The organism is Dyella ginsengisoli LA-4 (genome assembly GCF_000334915.1).
Lineage (GTDB): Bacteria > Pseudomonadota > Gammaproteobacteria > Xanthomonadales > Rhodanobacteraceae > Dyella_A > Dyella_A ginsengisoli_A.
The window spans coordinates 1-19,996 of record NZ_AMSF01000034.1; the positions used below are offsets into that span (position 1 = coordinate 1).

Below are 19,996 nucleotides of genomic sequence, written 5' to 3' on the forward strand. Positions count from 1 at the left end.
GGGGGGGGGTCGAGCAGCACCAGAACCCCCGTGCGCTGGACGTTGTTGGCACTTGGCGGGCACGAGCCCTGGCAGAAGCGCACGGCATACACGCCAGATGGCCCAGGTGCGGGCGAGGCTCCCTCGCTCGCGGTTGCCGCGGCTGACGCCATCGTCGCCAGTACGATCGACACGATCCATCGCATCATCATCTTCTTCTCCTTTGCCACCGGTGCAGGCAGACCACCGGACTGGCAACACCATGCCGCGTCGCGAGCAATGACACCACCCATCCGCAGCGGGGCGCCCCGCGCGGGCATCGCTCCGATCGACAGCCGGGGCGCCCGAAGGCGCCCCGGTCATCGTCCCTGCTGCCCTATCCGGCCCGGCGCGCCACGGTGTCGGGAGTCAGGCGGAAACGCGCGACTTCCGAAGCGAGGCGCTGGGCCTGACCTTTCAGCTCGACCACCGAAGCGGCGGCTTCGCTGACGAGCGCCGCGTTTTCCTGGGTCACGCCATCCAGTTGCTGCACGGCCGAGGCGGTCTGGTTCACCCCGATGCTGAGTTCGCGTGCGCCGGAGGCCACATCGCCGAGCAGTTCGCTGATGCGCTTGGCGCCACCGACCAGCTCGCCGATGGTCTCCCCGGCCTGGCGCACCACCTGCACGCCGGCGTCGACCTGCTCGAGATTGGTACCGATCAAGCCCTTGATCTCGCGCGCCGAGGCGGCGGCGCTCTGCGCCAGCGCCCGGACCTCGGAAGCGACCACGGCGAACCCGCGACCGTGCTCGCCTGCACGTGCGGCCTCGACCGCCGCATTGAGCGCGAGAATGTTCGTCTGGAAGGCGATTGCATCGATGCTGCCGACGATATCGCCGATGCGGCCGGAGGCTTCGCTGATCGACTCCATGGTGTGGACCACGCGGCCGATCACCTCACCACCCTGCTCGGCGGTGCGGGCGTTGGCAAGCGCCAGCTTCGTCGCTTCGTCCACGGCCTGCTCATTGCCTTTCACCGTCGCGGCGATCTCTTCCATCGCCGCAGCAGTTTCCTCCAGGTTGGCCGCCGACATCTCCGTACGGCGACTGAGGTCGCCGGTGCCGCTGGCGATCTCCGAGCTGGCGCCAAGGATCGCATCGGAGGCCACACGCATCTGCCCCACCATGCGGCGCTGGGCCTGCTGCATCTCGCTCAGGGTGAACATCAGCTGGGCCGGTTCGTCGGCTCCCCAGGCACGCGGGCATGTGGTCAGATCGCCCTCGCGCATGGCGTCGACGTGGAAGGCGATCTCGCGCATGCCGCCGCCGAGCACGCGGCCGAATGCAACGAAGAGATACAGGGCCGCCAGCATGCTGGCGGCAAGCACTGCGATCGTGATGTCGCGCTCGCGGACCAGCCTGCTGGACCGCGCGGCAAGCAGAGCGTCGAGCTCACCCGTCGCAGCGGCTTCAAGTGCCACGAGAGCGTCAATCGCGTGGTCGCCCAGGGCGATGAATTCGGGAACGGCAGTGGCCACGGTCGGGTCGGCGCTATGGAGCGCGCGATCGATGGAGCTGGTGAACTGGAGGAGCGCCTTGCGGGTCTGCGCGACGTCCAATGTCGCAGCAAGGGCCGGGGTCCGGGCGACTGCCTTGCCCAAGCCGTTCTCCAGGGCCTTGGCGTAGACCGCGAGTTCGTGCCTTCCGCTAGTTAGTGCACTGACACGCTCCGGATCCATCTTGCCCGATGCTCGCAGGCCACTCCCCTCTGCCTGGAGTTTGCCGATGGCCTCGATCATGGCCGGCAGGCGCGTCATGGAGGCATCCATCAGATAGTAGGTATCGATGTCCGGGTCGAGGGTGAGATTCGAGCCATCGGTGCTGGCATCGAGCAGGCCCAGCAGTGCTTCGATGGCAGCGGTATGGCGCGCAACCACCGCGGGTGCGTCACCGACGGCCTTGTCGGCCGCTTCCACGGCTGTCACGAACACACCGTAGGCCTTGCCTGTACCCAGCGCGTCGCCGTTCGCCTTTTCCTCGTCGGCCAACAGCGTCAGGTGCTCGGCAATCGACGTCCGGACCTCGTTGCGAGAGGCGGCATCGGCCTCCTCAACCGCCAGTACCCGGGAGCGCACAAGCAAGGGAAGCAATCCCATGACCTTGTTGCCATAGGCAACACCCTGATGTTCCCTGGCTGACGAAGCGATCTGCCTGGCCTCCCCAGCGAAGTGGGTCCAGGCCAGGAATGCGATGGGAACCAGGAAGGTCACGGCGATGATCAGTGCCTTGAGCTTGAACCCGATTGCCCGGAACAGGCGCACGCCGGGCGCCCAGAAGCCGTGATAGCGGAAGAACTCGGAGAGTCCGCCCTTTCCGGACTCGGCCGGCCCCGTCGATGGACCGGGCGTTTCGAAAGCAGCAGGAGAATAGATGTTCATTGCACGGCCCTCCCCGGGACCGCCGGACGGCCGCCCAATGCAACCGATTGCATGTCTATCGTCCGATATCGCAAGAACTTGAGGGGCAGCAGTTGGAACCTGCGACCGCGCACACAGATGACAGGAGTTTCAGGCGTCCCGCAGAAAGCCGCGGAGAAACGGCACGGTGATGCGACGCTGGGCCGCCAGCGACGCACGATCCAGGCGATCGAGCAGATCGAGCAGGGCCCCCAGGTCGCGCGCGTATCGGTTGAATAACCAGTCCAGCACCGGCTCGTCCAGTTCGATCCCGCGATCGGCCGCACGGCGCTTGAGCACCTGGCGGCGCTCGTCGTCGTCCAGCGGCCTGAGCACGAACTGCGTACATGCCCCGAGTCGCGAACGCAGGTCGGGCAAGGCAATGCCGGAATCCGATGGCCCGGCCGCCGCCGCGAACAACAGGGCGCCGCCCTCGGCTCGGGTCTGGTTGTAGAGGTCGAACAGCGCGTGCTCGGCCTCGCGCTGACCGGCGATCGCCTCCAGGTCGTCCAGCGCCAGCCATTCGCTGCCGGCCACGCCGCGCAGTGCCGCCGCGCGGTCGGCCAGGGTGGCCAGCGGCAGGTACTGCACGCGACGCCCGGCCTCGGCGGCCGCCTGGGCGGCGGCCAGCAGCAGATGGCTGCGCCCGCTACCCAGCGGACCGTGCAGATAGACCCAGGGAGCGCCCGGCTGCGTGGACAGCGCCTCGATGGCCGCGAGCGCGGCGGCGTTGTGCGGGCCGGCGTGGAAGTGCTCGAAGCGCTGGCGACGCGGCCAGCGCAGGGCAAGCGGCAACTGCGCGGTCATGGCGTGGGCGGCGCGCTCTTGCCGTCGCCGACCGGCGCTTCCGGCGTCGCTGCCACTTCATGGTCGGCACTGGCCTCGGTCACATCCGCCGGGACCTCCACCGCGGCCGCCGGGCCGGTATCCATGTACAGCTCGCTCGCGCGGTAGCGCTCGGTGAGGTAGCGCAGCAGCACCAGGATCACCGAGGCCGCCGGCAGCGCCAGCAACACGCCGAGAAAGCCCGCGAGGTAACCGCCGGCCAGCACCGCGAAAATCACCGCCACCGGATGCAGGCCGATCTTGTCGCCGACCAGCTTGGGCACCAGCACGTAGCCCTCCAGCAACTGGCCGATCGTGAACACGCCGCAGACCAGCAGCAGGTGGGTCCAGTCGCCGTACTGCACCAGCACCGCGATCACCGCGGCACCGAAACCGATGATGAAACCGAGGTACGGCACGAAGCTCAGCAACCCGGCGACCATGCCGATCAGCGGGCCCACCGACAGGCCGACCACCGACAGACCCGCGCCGTAGAACAGGCCCAGCGCCATCATCACCAGCAACTGGCCGCGCACGAAGGCACCGAGCACCTTGTCCGAATCGCGCGCCAGACGGGCGACCGTCGGCTCGATCGAACGCGGCAGCATCGCGTCGATCCAGGCCACCAGACGGTCCCAGTCGCGCAGCAGGTAGAACGCGACCACCGGGATCAGCACCAGGTTGGTCATCCACATGATCACGCCCACGCCCGAACGCGAGAGCTTGCCCAGCACGGTGCCGATCGAGCCGATGTGCTCCTTCACCGCATCCACCAGGCGACCGGTGTCGAACATGTGCGGATCCAGCCGCAGCTTCGCCTGAAGCCACGGCAGGGCGGTGTCGCGCACCCACTCGCCGTAGCGGGGCAGGTTCTGGATCAGGTTGTCGACCTGCCGGGAGATCAGCGGGATCAGCACCAGCAGCGCCCCCACCGTGAGCAGCAACAGCACCACGAACACGATGGTCACCGCCAGCGTGCGGCCCATGCCGAACTTCTCCAGCCGGTCGGCCAGCGGATCGCCCAGGTAGGCGAGCATCGCGGCGATGGCGAACGGCATCAGCACCGGGGCCAGCAGGTAGACCAGGTAGCCGATGACCGCGACGATCGCCAGCAATTGCCAGCGACGGGAGTCCTGGGCTGTCATGGGTGTGCTCCCGCGAGGGTGGCGAGGCGGAGCAAGACCGGTCTCAATGCAGCCAGCGCAGACTGGCGTCCGCACCGGCGTGATTCGACGAGGCCTGCAGCAGGCGGCCACCGGCGGCGAGATTGGACGCCAGCGCATTCAGCGGCAGCGACGAGGATACCTCCAGCAGCACGCCATCATCCTTGGCTCCGAGCGTGGTCACGCTACGCACCGACGGGTCGCCGCGCAGCACGTTGAGCAGCTGGGCGTAATCCATGGCCGAGGCTACGCCGTCGACCCACAACTTGCCGTCGCTGGTGCCGGAACCGATCACGTTGAGCTGCTTGCCGACCCGGGCGGCCATCGCCGCTCCAGCATTGGCAAACAGGCCGTCCTCGGTCGGGCCCAGGTCCTGCCAGCTCTGCGCCGCGCCACCGGACACCAGGGTCCAGTCGACACCGCCCGGGTGCAATTTGCCGAGCAATACCAGACCGGTCTTGTAGCGGGCGGTCAGCTGGGCCATCTCGGCGGGATCCACCGCAGCGACACGCGCCGGATCCGGCGGCTGCGTCGGGTCCGGATAGACCACGCCGTAGCCCTGTGCCGCGGCCGATTTGGCCAGCGCGTCGAGCGAATCGCCGCCCAGCAGGCTGCCGTCGTTGCCCTGGACCAGCAACAGCACGGGTGGCTTCACCCCGGCGGCGGGGGCCCCCAACTGGCCGACCAGGTGGTTGATCGCGCCTCGGTCGAACGTGATCTGCAACGCGATGCCGTCGCCGGAGCGCTGGTACTGGTACTGGCTGACCAGCCCGCTGGCCGACTTCAGCGCATCGTCGTAGCCGGATTTGCCGCGCAGGTCCTGCCCGCCGGCCACCCGGGCCAGCACCTGGGCCAGCGCACTGGAGAACGTGGCGTCCCGCTGGGACTCGCTGGTGTCGGTCACCGGCATGACGACCGTGTACGGGGACGAGGGCGCCGACTGCTGGGCGAGCGCCGGCCGCAACCCGGCCAGACCGAACAGGAACAGGATGCAGAGCAGGCGGGACAGGCGCATGGGAAGGGTTTGATATCCGTTCGAATCGTCCGGGAAGTCTGCCCAATCCGGCCCCCAGCGTCTATCATTGGGCGTTTATCGACGCGGGTTCCTGCCATGTCCGACGCCCTCACCTACCGCGCCGCCGGCGTGGATATCGACGCCGGCAATGCGCTGGTCGAACGCATCAAGCCGCTGGTCAAGCGCACCGCCCGCCCGGAAGTGATGGGCGGACTGGGCGGCTTCGGCGGCCTGTTCAACCTGGGCACCCGCTACAAGGAGCCGGTGCTGGTCTCCGGCACCGATGGCGTCGGCACCAAGCTCAAGCTGGCGCAGAACCTGGGCCGCCACGACACCATCGGCATCGACCTGGTCGGCATGTGCGTCAACGACGTGCTGGTGCAGGGCGCCGAACCGCTGTTCTTCCTCGACTATTTCGCCACCGGCAAGCTGGACGTGGACACCGCCGCGGCCGTGGTCGGTGGCATCGCGAAGGGCTGCGAGCTGGCCGGCTGCGCCCTGATCGGCGGCGAGACGGCCGAGATGCCCGACATGTATCCACCGGGCGAATACGACCTGGCCGGCTTCACCGTCGGCGCGGTCGAGAAGGCCGAGCTGATGGACGGCAGCGCCATCGTCGCCGGCGACGTGGTGCTCGGCGTAGCCTCGTCCGGCCCGCATTCGAACGGCTACTCGCTGGTCCGCAAGATCCTCGAGCGCGCGGGCAACCCGCTGGACCTCGATCTCGGCGGCACCTCGCTGGCGGACGCACTGATGGCGCCCACCACGATCTACGTCAAGTCGATGCTGGAGCTTCTGCGGGCCGCCCCGGTACACGGCATGGCGCACATCACCGGTGGCGGGCTGAAGGAAAACATCATCCGTGTGGTGCCGGACGGCCTCGGCCTGGCGCTGGACGCTTCGACGATCGTGCTGCCGCCGGTCTTCGACTGGCTGATGCGCGAGGGCAACGTGGCCCGCGAGGAGATGTGGCGCACCTTCAACTGCGGCGTGGGTTTCACCGTGATCCTGCCGAGCCACGCCGTGTCCGCCGCCTCCGCCCTGCTCGACAGGCACGGACTGGCCTCGCGCGTGATCGGCGAAGTCGTACCGGCGCAGGGCGACGAGCGCGTGCGCATCGGCTGATCCCACGAGCCGGCCACCCTCCGGCCCGCGGAGCGACCTCACCATGACAACGCCCTTCCGTATCGCCGTGCTCGCCTCCGGGCGCGGCAGCAATCTTGCCGCCCTGCTGGCTGCCCGCGACCGCGGCGAGCTGCCGGTAGAGTTCGTGCTGGTCGCCAGCGACAAGGCTGACGCCGGCGCACTGACCCTGGCGGGAGCGGCCGGGGTGCCGACCCTCGCGCTGTCGCCTCGCGACTATGCGGACCGTGCCAGCTTCGACCACGCCCTGTTCGAACGGGTCGCCGGGACGAAGCCGGACCTGCTGGTGCTGGCGGGCTTCATGCGGATCATCGACGGTGCCGCACTGACGCCCTGGGCAGGACGGATGATCAACATCCACCCGTCGCTGTTGCCGAAGTACCGCGGCCTGCACACCCATCGCCGTGCGCTGGCCGCCGGCGACACCGAACACGGCGCCAGCGTGCATTTCGTTACCGCCGAACTCGACGGCGGTCCGGTGATCGCGCAGGCGCGCATGCCGATCGAACCGGGCGACGACGAGCAGCGGCTGGCCGAACGGCTGCTGGCGCTGGAACACCGGCTGCTGCCCGCCGTCGTGGCGGACATCGCCGCCGGGCGCATCGCACTGCGCGACGGGCGCGTCTGTCTTGACGGCCAGGCGCTTGCAGCGCCGCTCAACTGGCGTAACGGCATGCTCTCGCGCTGAACGCCAAGGCCCGGACAGACGCCGTCGCCACCGAACGTTCAGGTGCGCCGCTTAGACTCTGGCGCATGACTCGTGCCCGCCCTCATGTTTCGACGCGCTTCGCGCGTACCGCCCTCGCCGCCCTCGCGCTCGCCGCGGGCACCGCCGCTGCCGCCACCGCGCCGAGGCCCTTCACCGCCACCTACCAGGTTCAGCAGGACGGCCAGACCATCGGCAAGGCTACCGTGACGCTGACAGCCGTGGGCAAGGACGAATACACCTACCGCAATCGCTCCCGGGGAACCAGCGGGCTGGCCGCGCTGATCGGCGCCAACACCGACGAGACCACCCGGTTCCGCTGGCACGACGATGCTCCCGAGACGGTGACCTACGACTACGCGATGGACTCCTCGTTCAAGCGCAAGCACCGTCATCTGCAGGTCGACTGGGCCAGCCACCAGGTCACGGTGGACGAAGGCAAGGGGCCGATCCATTACGCCGGTACCGCGGGCATGGTCGACCGCAACACCCTGCCGCTGGCCCTGGGCCTGGCGCTGCGCGATGGCGACAGGCAGGTGGTGCTGCCGGTCGGCGTGAAGCAGCGCGTGGAAAAACAGCAGTATGCCGTGCAGGCCACCGAGCGGCTGGCCGTACCGGCCGGAGAGTTTTCCGCCGAGCGGGTCACCCGCACCGACACCGACAAGCCGTTTGATGCCTGGTACGTGCCGGCGAAATTTCCGGTGCCGGTAAAGCTGGCCCAGGCCGACGGCGGCAACCTGACCCTGCTGCTGGAAAGCTTCCACTCGCCCTGAAGCGTGGCGAGGCAAAAAAAGCCGGGGCATGCCCCGGCTTTTTTTACACGTCGTCCGTCAGTTGGGCAGGCGACGGATCCGCGCGCCCAGCACACCGAGCTTCTCCTCGATGTTCTCGTAGCCGCGATCGATGTGGTACACGCGGTCCACCGTGGTATCGCCTTCGGCGACCAATCCAGCCAGCACCAGGCAGGCCGAAGCACGCAGGTCGGTCGCCATGATCGGCGCGCCGCTCATCTTGGGCACGCCCTGGATGATCGCGGCATTGCCCTCCAGACGGATGTCCGCCCCCAGGCGCTGCAGCTCGTGCGCGTGCATGAAGCGGTTCTCGAACACCGTCTCGGTGATCACGCCCACGCCCTCGGCCACACAGTTGAGCGCGGTGAACTGGGCCTGCATGTCGGTGGGAAAGGCAGGGTACGGCGCGGTCACGATGTTCACCGCCTTCGGGCGGCGACCGCCCATGTCCAGCTCGATCCAGTCCTCGCCGGTGCTGATGTGCGCGCCGGCTTCTTCCAGTTTCGACAGCACCGACTCCATCGTGCCGGCGCGGGCACCGCGGGCGCGCACCTTGCCGCCGGTCATCGCCGCACCGACCAGGAAGGTGCCCGTCTCGATGCGGTCCGGCAGCACCTCGTACTCGGCGCCGTGCAGGCGCTCGACGCCGTGGATCACCATGGTGGCGGTGCCGGCACCCTCGATCTGCGCCCCCATGGCGTTGAGGCAGTGGGCCAGGTCCACCACTTCCGGTTCCTGCGCCGCGTTCTCGATGATGGTGGTGCCGCTGGCCAGGGCCGCGGCCATCATCACGTTCTCGGTACCGGTGACGGTAACCATGTCCATCGCGATGCGGGCGCCCTTCAGTCGCTTGGCGCGCGCCTTGATGTAGCCGTTCTCGACAACGATGTCCGCCCCGAGCGCCTGCAGGCCGCGGATGTGCTGGTCGACCGGCCGCGAGCCGATCTGGCAGCCGCCCGGCAGCGACACCTCGGCCTGGCCGAAGCGCGCCACCAGCGGCCCCAGCACCAGGATCGAGGCGCGCATGGTCTTCACCAGGTCGTACGGCGCGAAATAGCGGTCGGCCGGACGCGGGTCCACATGGATCTTCATGCGGTCGTCCAGCACCAGCTGCACCCCCATCTGGCCGAGCAGCTCCATCGTGGTGGTGACGTCGTGCAGATGCGGCACGTTGGAGATGGTCACCGGCTCGTCGGCGAGCAGGCAGGAGGCGAGGATCGGCAGTACGGCGTTCTTGGCGCCGGAGATGCCGACCTCGCCCTGAAGCGGCTGCCCGCCGCTGATGAGGATCTTGGCCATGAGGTTCCTTGCGAAAATGGTGGTGCGGGAGTCGCGCGCCGATCCCCTAGGATCGCGCCGCGGCCTCCTGCGGGGTCAGGGTTTTCAGCGCGAGCGCGTGGATCGCCCCGCCCATCAGGTCGCCCAGCGTGGCGTAAACCAGGCGGTGCCGGGCCAGCGGCAGCTTGCCGGCGAACTGCTCGGCCACCACCGTGGCCTCGAAGTGCACGCCGTCGTCGCCACGCACGTCCGCCCGGGCACCGGGCAAGCCGCTCTCGATCAAAGCCTGGATCCGCTCTGCGTCCATCTGAATTCCACTGTCCGGAGGGCGCCGTCTGGACGGGGGCGCCGGGTCCCGGCGGCGTCCAACGCGCTGTCATAAGAAGGTAAACTGCAAGACGGCCATGGTAATGGAAAGTCGCTGGCGCAGAAATGACGGCATGTCATTCAGCGTGCGGCTGCGAAGCTACACCGTGGACTTTGCCCCGACCCCGCACCCTGGCGCCGCCGCCGAAGGACCCATGAACGCACGCATCGCACCATCTGCCGAGATCTCCGTCGATCCGGACGCCATCGCGCGCAGCGCACGCACGGTGATCGCCACCGAGGCGGCCGCGATCCGGGCGCTGGAGCCGCGCGTGAATGGCGATTTCGTCGAGGCCTGCCGGCTGATCCTGGGTTGCCAGGGGCGCCTCGTCGTCAGCGGCATGGGCAAATCGGGCCACATCGGGCGGAAGATCGCCGCCACGCTGGCCTCCACCGGCACCCCGGCCTTCTTCGTCCACCCGGGTGAAGCGAGCCACGGCGACCTGGGCATGATCACCCCCCAGGACGTGGTGCTGGTGCTGTCCAACTCCGGCGAGACGGACGAACTGCTGTTCATCCTGCCGGTGATCAAGCGGCAGAACATCCCGCTGATCGCGATCACCGGCAACCCGAAATCCTCGCTTGCCGGCCAGGCAGACGTGCATCTGGACGCCAGTGTCTCCACCGAAGCCTGCCCGCTGGGCCTGGCACCGACCGCGAGCACCACCGCCGCGCTGGTGATCGGCGACGCGCTGGCGATCGCCCTGCTGGAAGCCCGCGGCTTCACCTCGGAAGACTTCGCCCGCTCGCATCCGGCCGGGAGCCTCGGCCGCCGGTTGCTGCTGCACATCAGCGACGTGATGCACACCGGCGAGGGCATCCCGCGGGTCGGCCCGGACGCCAACCTCACCCAGGCGCTGATGGAAATGACCCGCAAGCACCTGGGCATGACCGCCGTGGTGGACGCCGACGACCACCTGCTCGGCGTGTTCACCGACGGCGACCTGCGCCGCGCCCTGGACGACGACGGCGTGGACCTGCGGGGAGCCACCGTGGCCGGCCTGATGAGTCGCTCGCCGAAGACCATCACGGCGGACAAGCTGGCGGTGGAAGCGGCCCAGCTCATGGAGAAGCACCAGATCCACGCCCTGCTGGTGGTCGACGAGCAGCAGCGCGTGGTCGGCGCCCTCAACATCCACGACCTGCTGCGCGCCCGCGTGGTCTGATCCCTGCCAGCCAAGCGACCCGCACGTGACCGGATACCTTGCCGACCTGCCCGCCGACCTGCTTGCCCGGGCCACCCGCATACGACTGGCCGCCTTCGACGTGGACGGCACCCTCACCGATGGCCGCCTGCACTACGCCGAGGATGGCCGGGAAACCAAGGTCTTCCATGTGCATGACGGTCTCGGCCTGAAGCGCCTGCAGGCCAACGGCATCGAGGTGGCGATCGTGACCGCCCGCATCAGTCATGCGGTCACCCTTCGTGCCGAGGAACTGGGAATCGCCCACGTCTATCAGGGACAGGGCGACAAGCGGACCTGCCTGGGCGATCTGCTGGACGCGCTGCACCTGCAGCCGGAGCAGGCCGCTTTCGTCGGCGACGACCTGCCCGACCTGCCGCCGATGGGACTGGCGGGCCTTGCCGTGGCGACCGCCAACGCGCACCCGTGGGTCGTCGAACGCGCGCACTGGCAAACCAGCCGCCGCGGAGGCGAAGGGGCCGCGCGCGAGGTCAGCGACCTGCTGCTGCTGGCCCAGGGCAAGGCGGACGCCGAGCGGGAACGCTGGCGATGAGCCTGGGGCGCTGGTTCCGCGACCGTCGCCTGGCGACGGCCATCGTCGTCGTCGGCCTGCTCGCCGGCACGACCGGCCTGCTGCGCTGGTGGATGGCGCCCGGGCCGGCCCCGGACCAGTTCGTGGGACCGCCGCGGTCCGGCTACACGCTCACCGAATTCCAGCTGTCCAGCTACGGCAGGGATGGCCGCCCCGCCTTCAACGTGAAGGCGCCCCGACTGGAACGGCGTGAGGGTGACGAGTCGCTGTATATCAATTCACCGGTATTCGACCTGCCCTCCAACGAGACCGGGGTACCCGACTGGCGCGGCGAATCGCTGTACGGATGGGTGGACAAGGGGGGCGACCTGCTCAAGCTGCAGGGGCCGGTGCACATGCATCGCGAGGCCTTCGACGACACCCCTGCCGCCCGGCTGGACACCGAGGACGCCACCATCTGGCCCAAACAGAACCGGATGGAAACCGCCGCCCCGGCGCACATGGCGCAGGGCGACCTTACAATGAGCGGGGTGGGCATGCGCGCCGACCTCAACGACAAGCATCTGGAGTTGCTCAATGACAGCCAAGGGTCATTCCCGCCACGCAAGCGCCGCTAGCCGGTGGCCCTTGCCGGTCGTGCTAGCGGTATCGCTCATGCTGCCGGGGATCGGCCTGGCCAAGCAGAGCGATCGCGACCAGCCGATGAACTACACGGCCGTCTACACCGAGGCCTTCCAGAAGCCCAACTCCGTCAGCACGCTCAAGGGCAAGGTCCAGATCACCCAGGGCACCATGCACCTGAGCGGCGACCTGGCCAAGATCTACCTCGACGCAGACTCGCAGATCTCGCGGGTGGTGGTGACCGGCCATCCGGCGCATATCCAGCAGCTGGACGACAGCGGCAACCTCATGACCGGCGAAGCGGCGACGCTGGACTATGACAACGTACACGGCATCGCCGTGCTGACCACCGATGCGGTGGTCAGGCAGCAGGGGCGCGGACAGTTCTCCGGCGACAAGCTGACCTACGACACGCAGACCAGCCAGATCACCGGCGAGTCGAATGGCCAGGGCCTGGTGCATGGAACCTTCCTGCCCAAGCCGCGGCCGGCCAAACCGGCCACCGCAACGGCTCCCGCCACGTCCGCCGCTCCCACTGCGGCCAGTCCGGCTGCCGCCCCTGCGCCAGCGGCGGCCACCAGCAGCAAGCAGCCCTGACCGATGCTGTCCGCAGAAGGCCTACAGAAGCGATTCCGCGCGCGCCAGGTCGTGCGCGACTTCGGGTTTTCCATCCGCCAGGGTGAAGTGGTGGGCCTGCTCGGCCCCAACGGCGCCGGCAAGACCACCTGCTTCTACATGGTGGTCGGCCTGATCGAGGCCGACGGCGGTTCGATCAAGCTCGACGGCAAGGACATCACCGGACTGCCGATGCACTCGCGCGCCCGGCTGGGCATCGGCTACCTGCCGCAGGAGCCCTCCGTGTTCCGGCGCCTGAGCGTGGCCGACAACATCATGGCCGTGCTGGAACTGCGCGAAGGGCTGACCGCGCGGGAACGGGCCGCCCAACAGGAAGGCCTGCTGGAAGAGCTCAAGATCAGCCACATCGCGGACCAGAAGGGCATCAGCCTGTCCGGCGGCGAGCGGCGCCGGGTGGAAATCGCCCGGGCACTGGCTGCGGAGCCTCGTTACATGCTGCTGGACGAGCCCTTTGCCGGCGTCGATCCGATCTCGGTGGGCGAGATCCAGCGCATCGTGCGCCACCTGAAGGAGCGCGGCATCGGCGTGCTGATCACCGATCACAACGTGCGCGAGACGCTCGGCATCTGCGACCGGGCCTACATCCTGAACGAGGGCGAGGTGATGTCGCGCGGCACGCCGGCCCATATCCTCGCCGACGAGAAGGTACGGGACGTCTACCTCGGTCGCGAATTCCGGCTCTGACCACCGGCGAGGTCGCAGGGAATTGACCTGGGACAGATCGGGGCGCCCCGGTGGCACCTCAAGGCTGTTCGACTCCCCGGGGTGGGGTTAGGATGAAAGCCAGTTCCAAGGCCCCCGGTCGGTATGAAACCCGGACTCCAGTTCCGACTCCATCAACAGCTGACCCTGACGCCGCAGCTGCAGCAGGCGATCCGGTTGCTGCAGCTCTCGCAGTTGGAGCTGGAAGCGGAGTTGCGCCAGATCGCCGAGGGCAACCCGCTGCTGGAATTCGAGGAAGAGTCGACGGAGGACTCCGTCGAATCGGCCGACGAGGACGTTTTCCGCACCGACTCCGGACTGGGCTCCGCCAGCGCGAGCAGCACCTCCAGCGAGGAGCATGACTCCGGCGAGCCGCCCGACTGGGCGGATGGCGACGGCGCCGGGGAATCGCCGATGGACTTCTCCTCCATCGGCTCGGCCAGCGGCAGTGGCAGCGGCAACCGGGACGAGGATTTCGAACCACAGAACGCCGCCGCCGAAACGATGCAGGAACACCTGCTCTGGCAGCTCAACCTGTCCGGGTTCACCCCGCGCGAGCGCGCCATCGCCACGGTCATCATCGACGCGCTGAATCCGGACGGATACGTCGCGGAAACACCCGACGCCCTTCTGGCCGCCCTTCCCGCCGACCTGCAGGCCACCCCCGAGGAAGTCGAGGCCGTGCGCCGCCGGGTGCAGGATTTCGACCCGGTCGGCGTGGCCAGCCGCGACCTGCGTGACTGCCTCAGGGTGCAACTGGAACAGTTCGACGACGGCACCGCACAGCGCGAACTCGCGCTGCGCATCGTCGACTCGGAGCTCGAGCTGCTCGCCCGCAATGACATCGGTCGACTCGCACGCAAGCTGCGCGCCGGGGAGGACGAAGTCGCCGCCGCCGCCGCACTGATCCGCAGCCTGGATCCGCGCCCGGGCGCCGCCCTGGACACCACGCCGGTGGAGTACGTCGCTCCGGACGTCTACACCTTCAAGGAGGGCGCCCGCTGGAGGGTGAGCCTCAATCCGGAATGCCAGCCGCGGCTGGGTCTGAACCAGCATTACTGCAGCCTGATCGCCAAGGCGCGCGGCGAGGATGCGAGCTGGATGCGCGGCCAGCTGCAGGAGGCGCGGTGGCTGATCAAGAGCCTGGAGTCCCGGGCCGAGACGCTGCTCAAGGTCACCGAGGCGATCGTGCGCAGGCAGAGCGCCTTCCTCGACTACGGCCCGGAGGCGATGCACCCGCTGGTGCTGCGCGAAGTGGCCGAGGAAGTGGGCATGCACGAATCGACCATCTCCCGCGTGACCACGCGCAAGTACATCCACACTCCACGCGGCACCTTCGAGCTCAAGCACTTCTTTTCCAGCGGGGTCTCCACCGAGGACGGCGGCAGCGCATCGTCCACCGCCATCCAGGCGATGCTGCGCAAGCTGGTCGAATCGGAGGATCCCCGCAAACCCCTTTCCGACCAGGCGCTCGCCGAGGAACTGCACCGCAAGGGCATCCAGGTGGCGCGCCGCACGGTTGCCAAATACCGGGAGGCCATGCGCATACCCAGCTCCAGCGAGCGTCAACGCGCCAGCTGAATCCTCGCCGCGCGCGGCGCGGAACCTCGAGGACCTCAAGGCGTCTGAGCCACTGGACGATAACGAGATGACTGTGGATGCACCCCGGATGACCGGGGCCGCATCGATCCACGCCGCGCAAGCGGCCGTACCAAAGGAGGCGCAACATGCAATTCCAACTCAGCGGTCAGCACGTCGAAATCACCGAGGCCATGCGCGCGCATGTCACCGGCCAGCTGGACCGCCTCAATCGCCTCGACGACCGATTGACGAGCATTTCCGTGGTGCTCTCGCTGGACAAGCTGCAGCAGAAGGCCGAAGGCACGCTGCACACCTCTTCCGGCGCCCTGCTCCACGCCGAGGCCTTTGAGCAGGACATGTACGTCTCCATCGACAAGATGTTCGACAAGCTGGTGACCCAGCTGCGCAAGCACCGCGACAAGGTCTGCGACAAGCACAAGGCCGAGGCCCGCCGCGACGACCGCATGGTCGGCTGATCCGCGGCACCGCAGTCCCGACCAGGCCCGCCCCGCCAGGGCGGGCCTTTTGCTACGTGGCATCCGGCCCGCCTGCGCTGGCGGCCAAGCTGGCACAATAGGCCGCGCACCTGGCCGGCCACCTGAGGCCTTCCTGCCGGGGCAGAGGATCCGACGACGTGGACCGGCTCACCGCCCGACAACTCTACGATGGCGTGCACGAGCGCATGGGGCTGCGCTGGGTGTCCGGCATGCGCGGCGAAGGCCGCGTGCTCGAGCGCGGCGTCACGCAGACGCGCCGCCCGTCGCTGGTCGGCTACCTCAACGTGATCTATCCGAACAAGATCCAGATCATCGGCACCGAGGAGCTGAAGTACCTCGACGAACTGGATTCGCGCCAGCGCTGGGAGGCGATCAACAAGATCGCGGCCTACCAGCCGGTCGCGCTGATCGTCACCAAGGACCAGACGATCCCCTCCGATCTGCGCGAGGTCGCCGAGGAGACCAACACACCGTTGTGGATCAGCTCCAAGCGCGGCCACGAGCTGCTGACCTGGATGCAGTACCACATGGCGCGCATGCTGGCCCCGCGCATCACCCTGCACGGCGTGTTCCTGGAGGTGTTCTCGATCGGCGTGCTGATCACCGGCGAATCCGGTTCGGGCAAGAGCGAGCTGGCCCTGGAGCTGATCAGCCGCGGCCACCGGCTGGTGGCCGACGACGCCACCGAATTCACCCTGATCGCGCCGGACGTGATCGACGGCACCTGCCCGGAGCTGTTGCAGGACCTGCTGGAGGTGCGCGGCCTGGGCGTGCTCAACATCCGGGAGATGTTCGGACACACCGCGGTCAAGGCATCGAAGTACCTTCGGCTGGTGATCCACCTCAAGCCGCTGCGCGAGGGCGAGGACACCGACGCGCTGACCCGCCTCACCGGCGACATCGGCCACCGCGAGATCTTCGAGGTCCAGGTGCCGATGATCACCATCCCGGTGGCGCCCGGCCGCAACCTGGGCGTGCTGGTGGAGGCGGCCGTGCGCAACCACGCGCTGAAGACCAAGGGACTGGACCCCGCGCAGACCTTCATCGACCGCCAGGCGCACCAGATGCGCCGCCTGCCCCCCTGGTGACCCTTGGACACGAACGAAACCACTGCCATCGCCGAGGCCGGACCGAACGCCGTGCATCTGGTCGTGCTCACCGGCATGTCCGGCGGCGGCAAGACCGTGGCGCTGCGCGCGCTGGAGGACCTCGAGTTCTACTGCGTGGACAATCTCCCGGCGAGCCTGCTGCCGCGACTGGTCAATGCCGTGCTGGAGGATCGCGGCGGCCGCCGCATGATGCGTATCGCGGTGGGCGTGGACGCTCGCAACCGCGAGCACGACATCGAGATCATGCCGAGCGTGCTCTCCGAGCTGGCGGAGGCCGGCGTGCAGGTGCACCTGCTGTTCCTCGATTGCCGCGACGAAGTGCTGATCAAGCGCTACTCGGAGACCCGCCGCAGGCACCCGCTGGCCATGCGCAACGTGTCGCTGGCCGACGCCATTGCCGCCGAACGACGGCTGCTGCGTCCGCTGATGGGTATTGCCGAGAAGGTGATCGACTCCAGCCAGCTCAACGTCCACCAGCTGCGGCGACTGGTCGCCACCGACTACGCGCGCGCCACCGAAGGGCTGACGGTGATGTTCCAGTCGTTCGCATTCAAGCGGGGGCTGCCGCTGGATGCCGACTTCGTGTTCGACGCCCGCTGCCTGCCGAACCCGCACTGGCAGCCGAAGCTGCGACCGCTGTCAGGCAAGGACGCACCGGTACGCGAGTTCCTCGAGGCCGACCCGCTGGTCGCCGAGTACGTGGGCGACACCGTACGCTGGCTGGAAGCCTGGCTGCCGCGCTTCGAGGCGGACGACCGCAGCTACGTGACCATCTCGATCGGCTGCACCGGCGGCCGCCACCGCTCGGTCTACCTGGTCGAACGGCTGGCCGAGCATTTCCGGGCCCGCCGCCAGGGCGTGCTCACCTTCCATCGCGAGCTGGAGTGACGGCGATGAGCGTGGGCATCCTCCTGATGACGCACGAGGCGGTCGGCCATGCGCTGATCTCCGCAGCCCGGCACGTCATGCCCAAGCTGCCGCTCAGGGTGGATGCGGTGGAGATCCCCGCGGACGCCGATACGGACGTCATGCGCTCGCTCACCGCCCGGCACGCCCGCGCGCTCGATCAAGGCGACGGCGTGCTCGTGCTTGCCGACCTGTACGGAGCCACGCCCTGCAACATCGGACTGTCGCTGGCCTCGCTCGGGGTCCATCTTCGCTGCGTATCGGGACTGAACCTGCCTATGCTGCTGCGCGTGCTCAACTATGCGGACAGACCGCTGGACGAACTGGTGGAAATCGCCGCCAGCGGTGGCCGCGGAGGAATCTTCATCGACCATGCTTGAGAAAGAAATCGTGGTATCCAACCGGCTCGGCCTGCACGCCCGCGCCTCGGCGAAGCTGGTGCAGCTGGTGCAGGGCTTCAAGTCGACCGTCTGGCTCATCAGCAAGGGGCGCGAGATCAACGCGCAGAGCATCATGGGTGTGATGATGCTCGCCGCCGGTATCGGCACGGCGCTTACCGTACGCACCGAGGGGCCGGACGAACAGCAGGCCCTCGATGCCGTCATCGACCTGTTCGACCGCAAATTCGACGAAGGCGGCTGACGTGCCCCGAACCCGTGTCCACCGCCGTGTGCAGGTCCGCCAACGCATCCCTGGCCGGGTTGCCACGCACGCGTCACGGACCGCCCCTGTCGTTAACCGGCGTAGCCAGGGAGGGATCCAGGAATGAGGCAGAGCCTGCCGGGAACCATCGCCGCCAGGGGCATGTGCCTGGGCCGCGCGCGGCTGGTGCAACCCAGCCGCTATGCGGTGGACAACCGCCCGCTGGGCGAGGACGAGGTGGAGGCGGAGCTCGACCGCCTGCATCTGGCGCTTGAGACCGCCCGACAGGAACTGCGCGACCTGCGCACCAAGCTGCATGGCGCACTGGCGCGCGAGGTGAACGAGTTCATCGACGCGCACACCCTGCTGCTGGACGATCCCGAGCTGCTGCGCGGACTGGACGACATGATCCGGATCGGCCACTACCGTGCCGGCGCCGCCCTGAAGAAGCAGCGTGACCGCATCGCCGCGGTATTCGAGGCGATGGACGATCCGTACCTGCGCAGTCGTCGCGAGGACGTCGACCAGGTCATCAACCGGGTGATCTCCGCGCTGCAGCGCCAGACCAGCGCCGAGGAGCGCAAGCTGGCGGCCCGCGTCGGCGAGATCCTGGTGGCCGACACCATCGCCCCGGGCGACATGGCGCACCTGGCCGGCCATGGCCTGCTCGGTGTGGTGGCGAGTTCCGGTAGCCCGTATTCGCACAGCGCGATTCTCGCCCGCAGCCTCGACCTGCCGATGCTGGTGGGCACGCGCGACGCGCTGTCGAGCATCCACGACGACGATCTGATCCTGCTCGACGCCGAGCAGGGCGAGGCGATCGTCCATCCCACCGCGCAGGACCTGGCTCGGTACCGCGCCTGGCAGCGCGAGGCGGCGCAGGAGGGCCGGCGCCTGGCCAAGCTGGCCAACGCGCCATCACGCACCCGCGACGGTATCGACGTGCGACTGCTGGCCAACGCCGAGTCCGCCGCCGACGTGGCGATGGCGCGGGCCCGCGGCGCCGATGGCGTCGGCCTGTACCGCACCGAATTCCTGTTCCTGCGCCACAAGGGGCTGCCCAGCGAGGAAGAGCAGTTCATCGCCTATCGCGACCTGGTGATCGGCATGGGTGGCCTGCCGGTGACCATCCGCACGCTGGACCTGGGTGCGGACAAGGCCGATGCCGCCGGCATCGCGCTGCGCGGCGAGGACAACCCCGCACTCGGCGTGCGCGGCGTGCGGCTGTCGCTGCGCCACCCGGCGGTGTTCACCACGCAGATCCGCGCCATCCTTCGCGCCGCATGCTACGGCCCGATGCGCGTGCTGGTGCCGATGGTGACCCAGCCGGACGAGATGATCGCCGTGCGCACGCTGTTCAAGCTGGCCCGGCAGGAGCTGAAGCAGGAGGGCGTGGACCTGCCGGAGAAGCTCCCGCTGGGCGCGATGATCGAAGTGCCCGCCGCGGCGATCAACGTGCGCGCCCTGCTCGAGCATTCCGACTTTCTCGCCATCGGCACCAACGACCTGGCCCAGTACGTGCTCGCCGCCGACCGCGGCAACGATGCGCTGGAAAACGTCTACAACCCGCTCAATCCGGCCCTGCTGCGGTTGATCTGCCATGTCATCAGTGCCGGCCGCCGGGTGCGCAAGCCGGTCAGCCTGTGCGGCGAGATCGGCGGCGACGTGAACTTCACCGCGCTGCTGCTGGCGCTGGGGCTGTGCGAGTTCAGCATGCACCCCAGTCAGTTGCTGCTGGTGCGCGACCGCCTCGGCGAGCTTGACCATGGCGTGCTTCGCCGCATGGCGCCGAAGCTGATCCGTGCGCATACCCACGAACAGGTGGAAGCCCTGCTCGCCACCATCGACGCAACGCTGCCCACCGTACCGGCCTGAACGGCAACCGG

General features: G+C 68.5%; 22 protein-coding genes. 15 read left to right on the top strand and 7 right to left on the bottom strand.

The window, feature by feature from the left end; all coding sequences use genetic code 11:
- The 5 genes from C693_RS24100 to C693_RS0110020 form a co-directional block, all read right to left on the bottom strand.
- A partial coding sequence (locus C693_RS24100) for a hypothetical protein (RefSeq protein ID WP_206740656.1) occupies positions 1–209 on the bottom strand: 209 nt, incomplete at its 3' end.
- A gap of 146 nt (positions 210–355) precedes the next feature.
- Positions 356–2,395 (bottom strand): methyl-accepting chemotaxis protein, encoded by a 2,040-nt coding sequence (locus C693_RS21520; protein ID WP_017462134.1) that lies wholly within the window; start codon positions 2,393–2,395, stop codon positions 356–358.
- A 129-nt stretch (positions 2,396–2,524) separates the two neighbouring features.
- Positions 2,525–3,220: a DnaA regulatory inactivator Hda gene (gene hda / locus C693_RS0110010; RefSeq protein WP_017462135.1), complete on the bottom strand. Its 696-nt coding sequence runs from the start codon at positions 3,218–3,220 to the stop codon at positions 2,525–2,527.
- Complete coding sequence (locus C693_RS0110015; protein WP_017462136.1) at positions 3,217–4,383, bottom strand: AI-2E family transporter; 1,167 nt, start codon at positions 4,381–4,383, stop codon at positions 3,217–3,219. Before C693_RS0110015 ends, hda begins: the two co-directional genes overlap by 4 nt.
- Positions 4,384–4,426: 43 nt before the next feature.
- Positions 4,427–5,416 carry a DUF2066 domain-containing protein gene (locus C693_RS0110020; protein ID WP_017462137.1) on the bottom strand — a complete coding sequence of 330 codons (990 nt, stop codon included), beginning with the start codon at positions 5,414–5,416 and terminating at the stop codon, positions 4,427–4,429.
- Positions 5,417–5,512: 96 nt separating this feature from the next.
- Here C693_RS0110020 and purM point away from each other — a divergent pair, with 96 nt between their 5' ends.
- The 3 genes from purM to C693_RS0110035 all read left to right on the top strand — a co-directional run bounded on the left by purM (position 5,513) and on the right by C693_RS0110035 (position 8,038).
- A complete protein-coding gene (gene purM / locus C693_RS0110025) occupies positions 5,513–6,541 on the top strand; it encodes a phosphoribosylformylglycinamidine cyclo-ligase (protein WP_017462138.1) in 1,029 nt (342 codons plus the stop codon).
- 43 nt (positions 6,542–6,584) lie between these two features.
- On the top strand, positions 6,585–7,247 hold the full coding sequence (gene purN / locus C693_RS0110030; protein WP_017462139.1) for a phosphoribosylglycinamide formyltransferase: 663 nt from the start codon (positions 6,585–6,587) through the stop codon (positions 7,245–7,247).
- 65 nt (positions 7,248–7,312) lie between these two features.
- Positions 7,313–8,038, top strand: a complete 726-nt coding sequence (locus C693_RS0110035) for a DUF3108 domain-containing protein (protein ID WP_017462140.1) — start codon at positions 7,313–7,315, stop codon at positions 8,036–8,038.
- 57 nt (positions 8,039–8,095) lie between these two features.
- Here C693_RS0110035 and murA read toward each other — a convergent pair whose 3' ends face one another.
- Both murA and C693_RS0110045 read right to left on the bottom strand, forming a co-directional pair.
- On the bottom strand, positions 8,096–9,355 hold the full coding sequence (gene murA / locus C693_RS0110040) for a UDP-N-acetylglucosamine 1-carboxyvinyltransferase (RefSeq protein WP_017462141.1): 1,260 nt from the start codon (positions 9,353–9,355) through the stop codon (positions 8,096–8,098).
- 46 nt (positions 9,356–9,401) lie between these two features.
- The gene (locus C693_RS0110045) at positions 9,402–9,641 is read right to left on the bottom strand and encodes a BolA family protein (RefSeq protein ID WP_017462142.1); all 240 of its coding nucleotides are present in this window, start codon (positions 9,639–9,641) and stop codon (positions 9,402–9,404) included.
- A gap of 214 nt (positions 9,642–9,855) precedes the next feature.
- On the opposite strand from C693_RS0110045, the gene C693_RS0110050 reads away from it, so the two are divergent.
- The 12 genes from C693_RS0110050 to ptsP all read left to right on the top strand — a co-directional run bounded on the left by C693_RS0110050 (position 9,856) and on the right by ptsP (position 19,985).
- Positions 9,856–10,866, top strand: coding sequence for a KpsF/GutQ family sugar-phosphate isomerase (locus C693_RS0110050; protein ID WP_026107322.1), 1,011 nt, complete (start codon positions 9,856–9,858; stop codon positions 10,864–10,866).
- A 25-nt stretch (positions 10,867–10,891) separates the two neighbouring features.
- Entirely contained in the window at positions 10,892–11,437 is a 546-nt protein-coding gene (locus C693_RS0110055) for a KdsC family phosphatase (protein WP_017462144.1), read from the top strand.
- Entirely contained in the window at positions 11,434–12,033 is a 600-nt protein-coding gene (lptC, locus tag C693_RS0110060; RefSeq protein ID WP_017462145.1) for an LPS export ABC transporter periplasmic protein LptC, read from the top strand. Before C693_RS0110055 ends, lptC begins: the two co-directional genes overlap by 4 nt.
- A gap of 37 nt (positions 12,034–12,070) precedes the next feature.
- The gene (gene lptA, locus C693_RS0110065; protein WP_017462146.1) at positions 12,071–12,634 is read left to right on the top strand and encodes a lipopolysaccharide transport periplasmic protein LptA; all 564 of its coding nucleotides are present in this window, start codon (positions 12,071–12,073) and stop codon (positions 12,632–12,634) included.
- A 3-nt stretch (positions 12,635–12,637) separates the two neighbouring features.
- Positions 12,638–13,357, top strand: a complete 720-nt coding sequence (gene lptB / locus C693_RS0110070; protein WP_017462147.1) for an LPS export ABC transporter ATP-binding protein — start codon at positions 12,638–12,640, stop codon at positions 13,355–13,357.
- 123 nt (positions 13,358–13,480) lie between these two features.
- Positions 13,481–14,956 carry an RNA polymerase factor sigma-54 gene (locus C693_RS0110075; RefSeq protein ID WP_017462148.1) on the top strand — a complete coding sequence of 492 codons (1,476 nt, stop codon included), beginning with the start codon at positions 13,481–13,483 and terminating at the stop codon, positions 14,954–14,956.
- 146 nt (positions 14,957–15,102) lie between these two features.
- Complete coding sequence (gene hpf / locus C693_RS0110080; RefSeq protein ID WP_017462149.1) at positions 15,103–15,432, top strand: ribosome hibernation-promoting factor, HPF/YfiA family; 330 nt, start codon at positions 15,103–15,105, stop codon at positions 15,430–15,432.
- A gap of 158 nt (positions 15,433–15,590) precedes the next feature.
- Positions 15,591–16,541: an HPr(Ser) kinase/phosphatase gene (hprK, locus tag C693_RS0110085; protein ID WP_017462150.1), complete on the top strand. Its 951-nt coding sequence runs from the start codon at positions 15,591–15,593 to the stop codon at positions 16,539–16,541.
- A 3-nt stretch (positions 16,542–16,544) separates the two neighbouring features.
- Entirely contained in the window at positions 16,545–17,450 is a 906-nt protein-coding gene (gene rapZ / locus C693_RS0110090; RefSeq protein WP_017462151.1) for an RNase adapter RapZ, read from the top strand.
- 5 nt (positions 17,451–17,455) lie between these two features.
- On the top strand, positions 17,456–17,848 hold the full coding sequence (locus C693_RS0110095) for a PTS sugar transporter subunit IIA (protein WP_017462152.1): 393 nt from the start codon (positions 17,456–17,458) through the stop codon (positions 17,846–17,848).
- On the top strand, positions 17,841–18,110 hold the full coding sequence (locus C693_RS0110100) for an HPr family phosphocarrier protein (protein ID WP_017462153.1): 270 nt from the start codon (positions 17,841–17,843) through the stop codon (positions 18,108–18,110). Before C693_RS0110095 ends, C693_RS0110100 begins: the two co-directional genes overlap by 8 nt.
- Before the next feature lie 123 nt (positions 18,111–18,233).
- Entirely contained in the window at positions 18,234–19,985 is a 1,752-nt protein-coding gene (ptsP, locus tag C693_RS0110105) for a phosphoenolpyruvate--protein phosphotransferase (RefSeq protein WP_017462154.1), read from the top strand.
- Positions 19,986–19,996 lie beyond the last annotated feature (11 nt).